Genomic DNA, 12,122 nt, shown 5'->3' with positions numbered 1-12,122 from the left:
CAGTGCGAGGAGCCGTCCCCAATCTCATCAGTTCGCCGCAAGCGCGCTTCCGCTGACGGGAGCAACTAACCATAAGTGCATTCTCTCGACATGGCAGCACCGACACCAGACTGTGAGAGATGCAGCACATGACTGCATCAACAAAGATCGAGCTCATCTATTTGTCCGAACCGGACATAATCAAGGCAGGCGTCACCGACATGGCGGCCTGCCGGTCGCGCCCATGGCCGCCCGCTCGCCTGAAACCAGTCCGAGAACGTAGGAGCAAAGGTCGCCGCCGCTCACGATGAGGGTGCCGCAATCGATGACGAACACAACGTTGCTCGATGACGCACGCGCATATCGTGGGGCCCGCGCTCACTGCGGCGAAAGGGGCGCCGAAGCGTCCGTCTGGCTCCAGCAATGTTGAGCGAATTTCTGTATGTCCTGCGCCACGCGCGCGTCGTCCGGTATGCCGAAGAACCCGCTATGCGGCATCGCTTCATAGACCAGAAGTTCCACCGGCACGTCGGCATCGCGCAACCGGTGCAGCATGCGCACTGCGTTGGACAGAAACATTTCGCGGGTTCCGGCCGTGATCAAGGTCGGTGGCCAGCCTCCTGAAAAGTCGCCGAAGAGCGGTGACAGCTAGGGGGCCGCAAGATCAGGGCCCCCTGCATAGAGATTGTTGGCCGGACCAGGCTGCGTTGCAGCACGACATCGATGAACATGTTGGTTTGGAAGGTGTCGCCGGACTCAGTCCTCACCAGCGTCCGGCGCGGGCAGGGCTATGTCTGCATGTTCGCGTCGACCGAGGATGGGGTCACGCGCGCCAATGCGATTACCACCCTTGCAATGGAACACCCGTTGCCGAGCCTGCAGATCCGTCGCGTCGCACGCAGCCTGCACCGCGGCGCGGGCCACATTCAGATCGAGTAGAAGTCCACGACGGTCGGGATGACGTCGTTCAACAGCAGGATCTTCTTGGCGGCGATCCGCCAGGTCGCGTTCGCCAGCTCCAGCTGGTGCTCATAGCGCCCGAAAAATACGTGGCTGCGCTCACTGCGCCGGTCATAGAGATGGACCGTGAAGTTCGCCGTGGTTCGGGCCTGCGCTTCTCCGGCATCTTCCACCAGAACATTGGTAACGGCGTGCACGACACGCGGCAGCGGCGTGGAGGCGACGGAAAGCCCCGACCGCGCGCGCCAGACCCGATCCTCGAGATTGCGGCGGCCGCGATAGTAGATCAGCGAAAGTTCGCGGTCAGGATCAGCGGTTGGAGTCGTTTCGTCGCGCCAGGCCGGCATCCAGAAGACGGCGTCGGGCAGATAGAGATCGAGCCAGGCATCCCAGTTGCCGCTGTCGAGATACAGCGCCTCGCGGTAAAGCAGCTCCTCTGCCTCGGCGCGGGTCAAGGGCGCGCTCATGCACGCACCGCGCCCGCCATACGGCGGGCCCATTCGCGATAATAACTGTGATAGAGTGTTTCGTCACAGAGCTGGGCATCGGCAAGCACGCTGCGTTCGGGGGTCATGGCGATGGCATCGGACAGGCCATTGCCGCCTTCGCGGGTGACGGTCATGCCGCGGGCATAGCCCTGAAGCCAGGGCTCGACCCGGCTGGCAAAGCCGCGCTGGCAATTCTCGTAGCTCACCGTATCGTCGGGTGTCGCCATGCCGCTGGGATTGAAGAAATCCTCATATTGCCGGATGCGCTGGCGGCGGGCGTTGTCGCTTTCACCCTTCGGCGCCAGGCACCAGGTTCGCATTTCCGTGCGGCCGGCGGCGAGCGGGCGGATTACGCGAAGCTGGCTCGACGCATTTTCAGCGATCTGAAGATTGGGGAAGATGGTGAGGTTGCGCATGTTGAACATCCAGTTGCGCTTCGCCTCCCCATGTCGGGCAGCGAGTTCCTCGGCGCGCTCATAGAGTGGAAGTGCATCGGACAGGCCGATCAGGCCCCAGTTGAGGACATGGCCATGAGCGAAGCTGTAGCTGCCGCCCTGGACGCCTTGCGCGTCTTCACTCCAGAAGCTGCTGTCTTCCCACACCGAGCGGACGACCGAGGCGTCCTGCTGCTCCTGGCGCTGGCCGACGATGCGGATGTAGCTCGGGTGCGCTGAGGTGAAGTGATAAGCGTCCGAGCAATTCTCCAGCTGAAGTTTCCAATTGGCGTCATAGGTGAAGGTGACGCCGCCGGGGACCAGTTCCATCCCTTGCTCGCTCTGGTCGGCGACCAGGTCGAGCAGCGTTGCCGTCTCACCCAGATAGTCGGTCAGGCTGGGCACTCCGACCGTCAGGCTGCCGAAGACGAAACCGCGATGCTCGGCAAAGGCGGGAAGCGGTGCAAGGTCGTGGCTGGCGCCGTCAAAGGCTTCCGCATAGCAGCCTGCCTTTTTCCATTTGATCGCCTTGTTCCTGCCCGCGCTGTCGAAGCTCCAGCTATGATAGGGGCAGACGTGGAGACGGGCATTGCCCTGCATGGTCTGGGCAATGCGCGCGCCCTTGTGCGGGCAGCTGTTGACGAAACCGTGCAGCTTGCCGTCGCCGTCACGGCTGACCAGGACCGGCACCCGGCCGATTTGCGTGGTGAAGAAATCGTGCGGCTGCGCAGCCTGCGCCGCGATGCCAAGGAAGACCCAGCCGCCCTCGAAGATGCGCGCCATTTCCAGGTCGAAGATTGCTGGGTCGTCGAAGATGGCCCGGCTGACGCGGAAGATGCCTTCCTGCGGCCGGTCGTCGATCAGCTCCGACAGTCTGCCCTCGAACATCGCTTCAGCCTTTCAGTCCACCACCACTTCGACCAGCGTCGGCTTCGGCGCGGCGAAGGATTTGGCCAGCGCGGCGTCGAGGGTCGCGGCGCTATCCACATGGGTTGCCGCTATCCCTTGCCCTCGTGCCAGCGCGCAGAAGTCGATTTCCGGAAGGCGGGTGCCGACCGTCTCCTGCAGGCCAAAGACGCGGCCGAAGTTCAACAACGCCTCATAGCGCCCATTCTTGACGATGACGAAGCTGATCGGCAGGCCGAGCTGTGCTGCCGACCACAAACCCTGGATCGCATACATGCTGGAGCCGTCGCCAAGCAGTGCGATGATCCGGTCCGAGGGACGCGCCAGCGCGATGCCGATGGCGGCGGGCAGGCCGTGACCAAGCCCGCCACTGGCGCAGGTGTAGAAGCTGTCGCGCGCGACGATCGGCAAATGATCATGCATCGCGCCGCGTGACGACGGCGCCTCCTCGACGATGACCGATCCGGCCGGGCGCAGCCGGGCGATCTGTTGCAGCAGATAGGCGTCTGTCAGGGTGCGACCGTCGAGCATTGGCGCTCGGGCGCGCGGTGCCGGCGTCGCGCGTGCAACCGGTTCGGGTCCGGCGAGCAGCGCGGTGATTGCCGCCTTGCTGTTGGCAACGATGGCGGTGCCGGCGGGCGACCATGCGGCCTGAGCCGGGTTGTCGACGATCTGCCAGACAACCGACCCTTCCGGGATATGCGGGCCGAACCCCTCGACATGATAGAGTGACATCGGACCGCCCAGCACCAGAATGAGATCCCGGCCGGCTAGGCTGGCGACGATCGGTTCGCGACCGGCGGTCAGGAAACCGGCGAACAGCGGATGGTCTTCAGGAAAGCTGTTGCGCGCGGACATGGGCGCTACCCAGACCGGCGCCCGATGGCGTTCGGCCAACACGATCACTTCTTCCCACGCATCGTCGCGGGCAACCCCTGCACCTACCACGATGGCCGGTCGACGCGCCTGTGCCAGGGCTTCGGCCGCTTCGGCCAAAGCGAAGGGATCGCCGGGATTGTTCGCCACCATGCGACGCGGCTCGATCGGGTCGCACTGCTGATCCCAATCATCGACCGGCACCGATACGAAGGTCGGGCCGCAGGGGGCTTCCATTGCGATGTGATAGGCGCGGGCGATCGCGGCGGGCACATCCTGCGCGCGGGCGGGCTCGCACGCCCATTTGACGAACGGCCGCGGGAACTCGGTGGCGCGGTCGGCGAACAGGAATGGCTCATAGGGCAGGATCGATCGTGCCTGCTGCCCCGCCGTCACGACCAGCGGTGTCTGGTTCTTGAAAGCGGTGAACAGATTGCCGAGCGCATGGCCGGTGCCGGCGGAGGAATGGAGGTTGACCAGCGCGGCGTTGCGCGTCGCTTGAGCGAACCCGTCGGCCATACCGAGTACGACCGATTCCTGCAGTCCCAATATGTAGCGGAAGTCGGCTGGAAAATCGCGGAACATCGGCAATTCGGTCGATCCCGGATTGCCGAAGATGGTAGTCATGCCATGGGCGCGCAACAGACGAATGGTGGCATCTCTGACGGTCGTCATACGGTCCTGCTCCGCTGTCCCGCTACCCTGATGGGCGGGGGAGGGGCATCTCGACCATTGAAAAATATCACAGAAGTCATACGGATTTCGCATGACTTTCGACGAGAAGAAATTGCGCGCCTTTCTGGCCGTGGTCGAATGCGGCAGCCTCGGCCGGGCGGCGCTTGCCGTGCATATGACGCAGCCCGCGTTGAGCCGGGTCATCAAGGAGATGGAGCTTCGCTTCGGGCTGCCGCTGTTCGAACGGCACAGCAAGGGCATGGTGCTGTCAGCCGCCGGCGAAGGCCTCGTGCCCCATGCGCGGCTGCTGCTGTTCGAGATGGAGCAGGCGCTCGACACGCTCGACGCTTTGAAGGGCCTTCGGCGCGGCGTGGTGCGGCTGGGCGCGGTGGCCGCGGTGACGCGGAGCATCGTCCCCAGGGCAGCCGCGAAGTTGCTGAAGGAAGCGCCCGCGCTGCGGATCGACATGCTGGAAGCGCCCGACAGCGAACTGATCGACGCGCTGGTTTCTCGGCGCATTGACCTGATGATTGCGGCGGAGCTGCCGCCGCACGAGGAGGTAATGCCGGTGGCGGAGTGCCGTTTCGATGATGTCTATACGGCCTTTTGCTCCACCAGCCATCCGCTCACCCGGCATGTTGATGTCGATCTGGATCGAGTCATGGCCGAGAGCTGGATCATGCCGAAGTCCGGCTCGACGCCCCGCACTCTATTCGAACGGCTGGTCCGCCAGTCGGGGCGGGCGCTGCCCGTCATCGCGGTGGAAACCAACTCGGTCGGCGCGCAATTGTCCTTTGTTGCGAAAGGAAGGCTGCTTGGCTGGCTGCCCCACGTACTGATCGAAAGTGAGCTCGCCAGCGGTGCGGTCCGCTTGCTGACGATTAGCGAATTGACGCTCCATCGGCGCTTCTTCGTCTATCGGCGACGGCGCGGTTCGCTGCCTGCGGGCACCCGCCAACTGCTGCAATTCCTGCCGCTGGTGCGGGCGGAAGCGGGGATGGCCGCATTTGCACCGCCATTCCCTCAGCTATAGCTGCGGCGGCAGAACATGATGGGTGAGGGGCGCAATGCAGGATATCGTCATCGTCGGGGCAGGTGCCATGGGCTGCCTGTTTGCCGCGCGTCTTGCGGAAGCGAGCGTTTCAGTCACGCTGGTGGATGTGGATCCAAAGCGGCTCGCTCTGCTGGACAGCAAAGGCATTTTGCTCTCGGACGATGACGGCGAGCGCATCGTCCCGGTGAACGCTGCCCTGGCCGGCGACGTGAAGGGGCCGGTCGATCTGGTCATGGTGTTCACCAAGGGGATGCACAGCGCCGCCGCAGCCCGCGCAGTGGCGCATCTGGCGGACGGGAACGCTTACGCGCTCACGCTCCAGAACGGTATCGGCAATGCGGAAGCCATCGCCGAGGTCTTCGCGCCCGCCCGCGTGCTGATGGGCGTCACCGATCTGCCCGCCGACCTCGAAGGCGCAAGAAGGGTCGAATCTCACGGACAGGGGCATATCCGCCTTGGCGGTTTCACCGCCGAGGCGCAGCCGGCGGCGCACGCCGTTGCTACGCTCCTCAATCGCGGGAGGCTCAATGCCGAGGCTGACGAGGCCGTACAGGCGGCGGTGTGGGAGAAGGTGGCGTTCAACGCGGCACTCAATGCGCTGGCGACCGTCACCGGCCTCACCGTAGGCGGCATGGACGAAGCCCCGGGGCGCCGTATCGCTGCTGCCATTGTCGGCGAAGTGGTGGAAACGGCTGCTGCCCAGGGCATCCGCCTCGAACGGTCGCGGATCGATGCGAGGATCGCCTTTGCGCTGGCCAACCATCGCAACCACAAGGCCTCGATGCTGCAGGATCGGCTGGCGGGCAGGCCGACCGAGATCGAATCGATTAACGGTGCGGTTGTCCGCGTGGCGGATCGGTTCGGTATTGGCGCGCCGGTCACCTCCACCCTGGCAGACCTGGTGCGCTTGCTAGAAACGGAAAGAGCCTGAACGACGCGGCGAGGGGTCGATGCGCGGCACCGATCTGCCGGGCGGCGTCGATGGCTGGACGAGCTATGATTTCCTCGTGCCGGGCATCCTCCTGATGGGGTCGGCGCAGTATCTAGCCGGCACCGCCAAGCGGCTCGACCATGCCGCGACTTCCGACGTTCGGCTCCGCCCCGCCTAGAATAAGCCATACGACGCTCGTCAGTGACGTTATCTAATGTCGGCAAAAGGTAAAGGTCGCCGGACGAATCGTCACGCCGTACTGCACGATCGGCCATTAATCGAAAATCGCCCACAGGCAGCCATGGCTGGCTAGTGATTTCCATGGTCCGTATCTGGACCACGTCCGCATTTGATCGAATTTCAAAGGCGCTAAGTCAGTGAAATCTCTGGTGACCCCTACGAGAATCGAACTCGTGTTTTCGCCGTGAGAGTACACGCAACGGGGGGTATTCGCGTCCATATGGACGCCTATGTATTCGTTGTAATTCAATCGGTTATGGTGATTTCGGTCCTTCCGCGTCCAGCCCAATTCTGCTACGGTTTTGCAGTAAATTTGCAGTAAGTCCGTGAGGCAAAGCATGGCGCGCATTATCCGCAACCAACGGCTCGACAGCAGGAGCGCGCGAGCGCTGCTCCCCAGGCGTCATGCCCCCTATTGGCACCCGCTGACGCGGGGCAGGGCGCTCGGCTACCGCAAGGGCGCCAAGGGCGGCATCTGGATCGCCAAGTACCGTACCGCCGACGGCAAGCGCGAGCAGCTGCTGCTGGGCCCCGCCGACGATGCCTTCGACGGCGAGACCTCCGACGTCCTGACCTTCGCCGCCGCGCAGGCCAAGGCGCGGGACTGGTTCGAGGCGCTGGATCGCGACGCGGGCAGGCGCCGACCACGCTACACGGTCGAGGACGCGCTCGACGACTATATCGCCAGCTTCTCGGGCAAGTCGCTCGACAAGACCCGCTACGTGATCGACCGGCTCGTGCGACCCGAGTTCAGGAACCTGCAGGTTAGCGACCTCACGACCGAACGTTTGCGCGAGTTCCTGGAGAAGATTGCTTCGCGGCGCTCGGTCTATCGCGCGAACAAGAAGGGCGTGCGAAAGGAGCGGCCAATTCGCGACGATGCCGCGCGTGTCCAGCAGGCGAACGCCAACCGCGCGTTCACGCCGCTTCGCGCCGCGCTCAACCGGGCATTCGCGCTGGGCAAAGTTGCGGATGACAGCGCGTGGCGCCGGGTAAAGCCCTACGCTAAGGTCAGCGCGCCCCGCATTCGATACTTCACGGGGCCGGAGATCCATCGCCTGATCGAGCACGCGCTCGACTGGTTCCGGCCGCTGATCCAGGCAGCGCTGCTCACGGGCGCGCGCTGGTCCGAAATCCACCGCGTGCGCGTGCGCGATGTCGACTTGATGAGCGGTGTGCTGACGTTCCCGGACACCAAGAGCGGGCGGCCCCGGTTCGTGCATCTGAGCGATGAGGGGATCCAGCTCTTGCGAGGCCTCTGCACGGGCAAGCGAACCGACGAACTCGTCTTCCTGAACCAGCATGATCGGGAGCTCGGCACGTCGCACCAGATCAGGCCGATGCGCGAGACGTGCGAGGCAGCGGGGGTGGAGCCTGCGGGGTTCCATATTCTTCGGCACACCTACGGGTCGCGACTAGCGATGGCCGGCGTGCCGATGGCCGTCATCGCAGAAGCGCTCGGGCACGCGGATGAGCGGATTACGCGCAAGCATTATGCGCATCTGTGCCCGTCTTACCTGCGCGATGCGGTGCGGGCAGGGCTGGGCGACTATGGAATTGTTCAGAAGCCTGTGGGACTGCGGCTGGTGCAGTAGCGCGATCTCAGGAGGCGGACGAGTCCGACTGGTAAGTTGCTACCTTCTTCTCCGATCCCATGAACCGAAGTTCGCAGCGAAGTAGTCGATGACCTCCGCTGCCTGCGTTCCCTTCCTGAAGCGTCGCTGCTCGTCGAAGTCCACATCCGGGGTCAAATGAATGAATTGGTTCTCGCCGTAGAGCGCCATCAGCGCGTCCGGATCTATGCCACTCGAGAGTTGGCCCGTTTTAACTCGGGTCGCTTCCAAGGCCGCACCAATCATTACATCGGCGAGCTGCACCGCAGGGCTCGCCTTAGAATCTACTTGCCGAACCTCGGTCAGCTTTAGAGGGAATTTGAAGCTGGCAATCTCGGTCTGCCGCAGCTCGATTTCGTCCTCATGATCGATGAAGCGCTGAAGCAGCTCATGGTAGGTTTCAAGGTTCTTCGACTGGTCATGCTCTACGCGATACGGCCCGTCGCTCATCACTTCCATTCGACTAATGAGTGATTGGAGCACCACCATCGCGGCGTCGGTGTCAACGCCGGGATGGGCGACCGCTGCGAGGCATTCCGGTGCGGCATCCCGCGCAAGCGGGCCGAGCGCTTCTGGAAATTTCTGCCAGTCCGTCCGGCGGGCGGCGGCGACAAGCTCGCGCAGCGCTGCCACGCTCTTGTCTTTGGTTGCGTGTTGGAACGCCGCCAAAAGTGCCCCGAACTCTGTCTTGCCGAGCAATGTTGGGCCGGCGATCGCCAGAAGCGATGCCATCGCATAATTCTGCCCGTCCTCGTAGAAGTTACGGCCGCGCTCGTAATACCAAGGCTCAACTGCGTAATCGCAGAACATCAAAATCAGCAGAAACTTCTTATCACAGACGTAGGTAACACTCTGATAGGTGCTAAGCGCGTCGCGGATCAGTGAGCTGCTGCCGGTTCCGTGGACACCGAGATAAGGTGTTTTTGGAACTGGAGGATGGAGATGCAACGACGGAAGTTCAGCCGCGAGTTCAAGCTCGAGGCAGTAAAGTTGGTCCGGGAACGCGGAGTATCGGTATCGCAAGCGGCTCGCGATCTGGACCTGCACGAGAACGTGCTGCGCAAGTGGGTGCGCGAGCAGCAGGTTGACCCGGGATCGGCATTCCCCGGCCACGGCGTGATGAAGCCGGAGCAGCAAGAGATTGAGCGGCTGCGCCGCGAGCTTGCTAGGATGAAGGCGGAGCGCGATATCCTAAAAAAAGCGGCGGCCTACTTCGCCAGGGACTCGATATGAAGTTCGAGTTCGTAGCGAAGCACCGAGGGATCTGGCCGGTATCGTGGATCTGCGAGACGCTCGGTGTTTCGCGCAGCGGCTTTCACGCCTGGCTGGTCCGGGCACCCAGTGCCCGCGCCCGCAGCGATGAGGAGTTCGGTGCCAAGGTGCGCGCCAGCTTCATTTCCAGCTATCGGACGTATGGTGCGCGCCGGGTCTGGCACGATCTTCTGGCCGAAGGCCTGTCATGTGGTCTGCATCGCATCGAACGGCTGATGCGTGTGCACGGCCTGAAGGCGCGCCCGCGACGTCGTGGTCTGCCCAAGGATGATGGCCTGCGGTCGGTCATTGCCGACAACATCCTCGACCGCCAGTTCACCGCCGAGGCACCCAACCAAAGGTGGATCGCTGACTTCACCTACATCTGGACCGCCGAAGGATGGCTGTACGTCGCTGTCGTCATCGACCTGTTCTCCCGACGTGTAGTCGGCTGGTCGATGAGCGATACCATGACCGCCCAGCTCGTGACCGATGCGCTGATGATGGCGATCTGGCGACGTGGAAAGCCTGACGCCTTGCTGCATCACTCGGACCAGGGCAGCCAATATACGAGCGAGCAGTTCCAGCGGCTGATGGCCGACAATGGCGTCACCTGCTCGATGAGCCGGTCGGGCAACGTCTGGGACAACGCGGCAATGGAGAGCTTCTTCTCGTCGATGAAGACCGAACGGATCGGCCGGAAGACATATCGAACGCGCAATCACGCAAAGGCAGACGTGTTCGATTACATCGAGCGCTTCTACAACCCGACACGCAGGCACTCGACCTTGGGCTATCTCAGCCCCATGGACTTCGAGCGGCAGGCTCATGTAGCCTAACTTGGTGTCCATGGGAGCGGCAGCAGCTCAGTCAGTCCATTTGTGCGCTCGGACGCTTCTACGACAAGAGGGGGAAACTCTGCCTGCGAATTCTGTGAACCAGACCATGGCGCTCCTGCGGCGCTGGGCGGTCAGCATTAGCAAGGAGCTTGCTCCCGCAGGCGTCTACGTGTTCGGAAGTCTCATCTATCGTGAAGGAGAACAGTTCGGCGAGAAGAGTGATGTCGATCTCGTCGTGATCATGCCTGAGTTACCGGACGCCGTGGATCGGACTGAGTGGGTCGCCCATCTGTTGGCGCGTAAGATCGAGCTTGAGGACGCGCTTGGGCGCCTCTTACGGCGGGATCGCAAAGAACTGATCTGCAGCGTAGTCGCGGCGACAGCGCTCGAGGTGGCAGCAGATGCGCACAAGGACGGAGCCCCAAATTTCTTCGCCTCTAACGCATTTTACGATCTCCTATCAGGCGACCTGGTCGATGGTCTACCGAGTGCTGGCAGCCGCGAGATTGCGGAGCGCCTAGTCCTAGGATGTGTCCGTTTCGCGCAGAAGCAGCGCAACGCCTACCTCGGAGCCAACGCCTTGGGCGATGAGACGCTCAAGCCGTTCGAAGATGGGGACGATCCCGCTCCCAAGGCGATCATGCGTCACGCGGCGATGGTGCAGTATCTCGAGGACGACGGCGACGCTGACCCGGGAGCAGAGTTCGACGTGAACATTGGCGCCGACTTTTTGACCGTGATGCTTCGCGACCGTCGCGCTAGTCTCGGCGAGCTCAGCCGGCGCTTCGCGATACGTCGCGGCGGCCGCGGTGAACCGGGCCCGCTGACTTCGAAAGATCAGTTGACCTTCTCCGAGTTGATCCTCGACGCCGCCATTCAGTTAGAGGCCAAGGCCGCTGCCGTGGCGGCCGAGCCAAAGCGACCTTCGCTCAAGGGGGAGCACAGCACTGTCCTTTTCGCCAAGCGATTTTCCGCCGCCTTTCCGGGGGTCAGAGGTGTCAAGTGGTTCGAGGATCCGGATGACATCCGCGAGCGGCTTAAAGTGCTTTTTGAGCAGCCCCTCGAGTACGAGGATGGCGTGCCGATCTGCTGGACGCGCGGGCGGGCCAACTTGCAGATCAGTACGGCCTCGACGTCAAAGGATGTGCTCGAGATCAACGACGACGAGATGAAAATCCGGCGCGTGGCTGCAATCAGTCCCGGCTCATACAAATACAGCTTCGTCATGCTCGACGTTGCGCCCCTACCACCGATCGGAATCTATGAGCACACTAAAGGCCGCATAGCCGAGGTGGCCCGGGGCGAGGGGCCATTCCCTTATTATTGGGAAGAATTCGGCCTCGTCGATGGAAAGCATGTGATCACACGCGGCGAACTGGATGACGGCTCAGCGAAGATCGATGGCAAGCTTCAGTCCGTCGTCAACCGCGTCTCTTACCGCGGCCGCTACGTAACGGATTACAACTGCGTCATAGCCGGCGGCGGTTCACCTATAATGAATTCTGACTACGATGAACGGTTGGAGACGCACTTGAATGCGATGCTTCACGGCGAAGATCGGCTTGAGGATATTGCGAAAGAGATTGTCCGCCTTCCCACAGGGCGATTCTAACGCCGTTCCCATCTGTCCGAAGTTAAATCGGAATCCGTTTGAATAACCGAGAGCACTCCAGCTTGGACCAAGGGGCGTTCCGCGCCGCTGGCGCGACCGTGCTCTATTCCGCTCCGCTTCACCGAGCCCCTGGCGGGTCTCGGCCGCTGGTGCGGTGACGATCACATAACGCGAGAGCCGGCGACACGCCGGCATGCGGACAGCGCTGGCGCGCTAGCGTCGCCTGCCGGCCGCGGCCAAGGGGGATGGGCGTCGCTGCCCTCT

12 protein-coding genes are annotated in these 12,122 nt (G+C 62.9%); 7 read left to right on the top strand and 5 right to left on the bottom strand.

Annotated features, from left to right (window positions below; translation table 11 throughout):
• Window positions 1-357: 357 nt before the first annotated feature.
• Window positions 358-582, bottom strand: coding sequence for an alpha/beta hydrolase (locus tag G4G27_RS11130; RefSeq protein ID WP_244624650.1), 225 nt, complete (start codon window positions 580-582; stop codon window positions 358-360).
• A gap of 120 nt (window positions 583-702) precedes the next feature.
• Between G4G27_RS11130 and G4G27_RS11125 the strand changes: the two genes are divergently transcribed.
• Window positions 703-918, top strand: a complete 216-nt coding sequence (locus tag G4G27_RS11125) for a hypothetical protein (protein ID WP_183113379.1) — start codon at window positions 703-705, stop codon at window positions 916-918.
• Here the strand turns inward: G4G27_RS11125 and G4G27_RS11120 are convergent.
• From G4G27_RS11120 to mdlC, 3 genes are read right to left on the bottom strand one after another with little or no spacing between them, the layout of a single operon-like run.
• Entirely contained in the window at window positions 906-1,394 is a 489-nt protein-coding gene (locus G4G27_RS11120; RefSeq protein ID WP_244624649.1) for an aromatic-ring-hydroxylating dioxygenase subunit beta, read from the bottom strand. The genes G4G27_RS11125 and G4G27_RS11120 overlap by 13 nt on opposite strands.
• Before the next feature lie 8 nt (window positions 1,395-1,402).
• Entirely contained in the window at window positions 1,403-2,749 is a 1,347-nt protein-coding gene (locus tag G4G27_RS11115; protein WP_183113377.1) for an aromatic ring-hydroxylating dioxygenase subunit alpha, read from the bottom strand.
• Window positions 2,750-2,761: 12 nt separating this feature from the next.
• On the bottom strand, window positions 2,762-4,318 hold the full coding sequence (mdlC, locus tag G4G27_RS11110) for a benzoylformate decarboxylase (protein WP_183113376.1): 1,557 nt from the start codon (window positions 4,316-4,318) through the stop codon (window positions 2,762-2,764).
• A 91-nt stretch (window positions 4,319-4,409) separates the two neighbouring features.
• On the opposite strand from mdlC, the gene G4G27_RS11105 reads away from it, so the two are divergent.
• From G4G27_RS11105 to G4G27_RS11090, 4 genes are all read left to right on the top strand, one after another.
• Entirely contained in the window at window positions 4,410-5,351 is a 942-nt protein-coding gene (locus tag G4G27_RS11105; RefSeq protein ID WP_183113375.1) for a LysR family transcriptional regulator, read from the top strand.
• Window positions 5,352-5,385: 34 nt separating this feature from the next.
• Window positions 5,386-6,303 carry a ketopantoate reductase family protein gene (locus tag G4G27_RS11100; RefSeq protein ID WP_183113374.1) on the top strand — a complete coding sequence of 306 codons (918 nt, stop codon included), beginning with the start codon at window positions 5,386-5,388 and terminating at the stop codon, window positions 6,301-6,303.
• Window positions 6,304-6,322: 19 nt separating this feature from the next.
• Window positions 6,323-6,481 (top strand): hypothetical protein, encoded by a 159-nt coding sequence (locus G4G27_RS11095; RefSeq protein WP_183113373.1) that lies wholly within the window; start codon window positions 6,323-6,325, stop codon window positions 6,479-6,481.
• 400 nt (window positions 6,482-6,881) lie between these two features.
• Window positions 6,882-8,138, top strand: coding sequence for a site-specific integrase (locus tag G4G27_RS11090; protein ID WP_183113372.1), 1,257 nt, complete (start codon window positions 6,882-6,884; stop codon window positions 8,136-8,138).
• 39 nt (window positions 8,139-8,177) lie between these two features.
• Here G4G27_RS11090 and G4G27_RS11085 read toward each other — a convergent pair whose 3' ends face one another.
• Window positions 8,178-9,104, bottom strand: a complete 927-nt coding sequence (locus G4G27_RS11085) for a hypothetical protein (RefSeq protein WP_202049682.1) — start codon at window positions 9,102-9,104, stop codon at window positions 8,178-8,180.
• On the opposite strand from G4G27_RS11085, the gene G4G27_RS11080 reads away from it, so the two are divergent.
• Together G4G27_RS11080 and G4G27_RS11075 are read left to right on the top strand one after the other, a co-directional pair.
• Window positions 9,099-10,246, top strand: a protein-coding gene (locus tag G4G27_RS11080) for an IS3 family transposase (protein WP_183112250.1) whose coding sequence is annotated in 2 segments (ribosomal slippage) — window positions 9,099-9,360 and window positions 9,360-10,246 — 1,149 coding nt in all. Because the reading frame shifts where the segments join, the coding sequence is not laid out codon by codon here. The two genes, G4G27_RS11085 and G4G27_RS11080, sit on opposite strands and share 6 nt — an antisense overlap.
• Before the next feature lie 94 nt (window positions 10,247-10,340).
• Window positions 10,341-11,858, top strand: a complete 1,518-nt coding sequence (locus G4G27_RS11075; protein ID WP_183113371.1) for a nucleotidyltransferase domain-containing protein — start codon at window positions 10,341-10,343, stop codon at window positions 11,856-11,858.
• Window positions 11,859-12,122: the final 264 nt, after the last annotated feature.

It is taken from the genome of Sphingomonas sp. So64.6b, from assembly GCF_014171475.1.
GTDB lineage: Bacteria > Pseudomonadota > Alphaproteobacteria > Sphingomonadales > Sphingomonadaceae > Sphingomonas > Sphingomonas alpina_A.
Note: the sequence above shows the minus strand (reverse complement) of the source record. Positions and strands in the feature narration are given on the sequence as shown.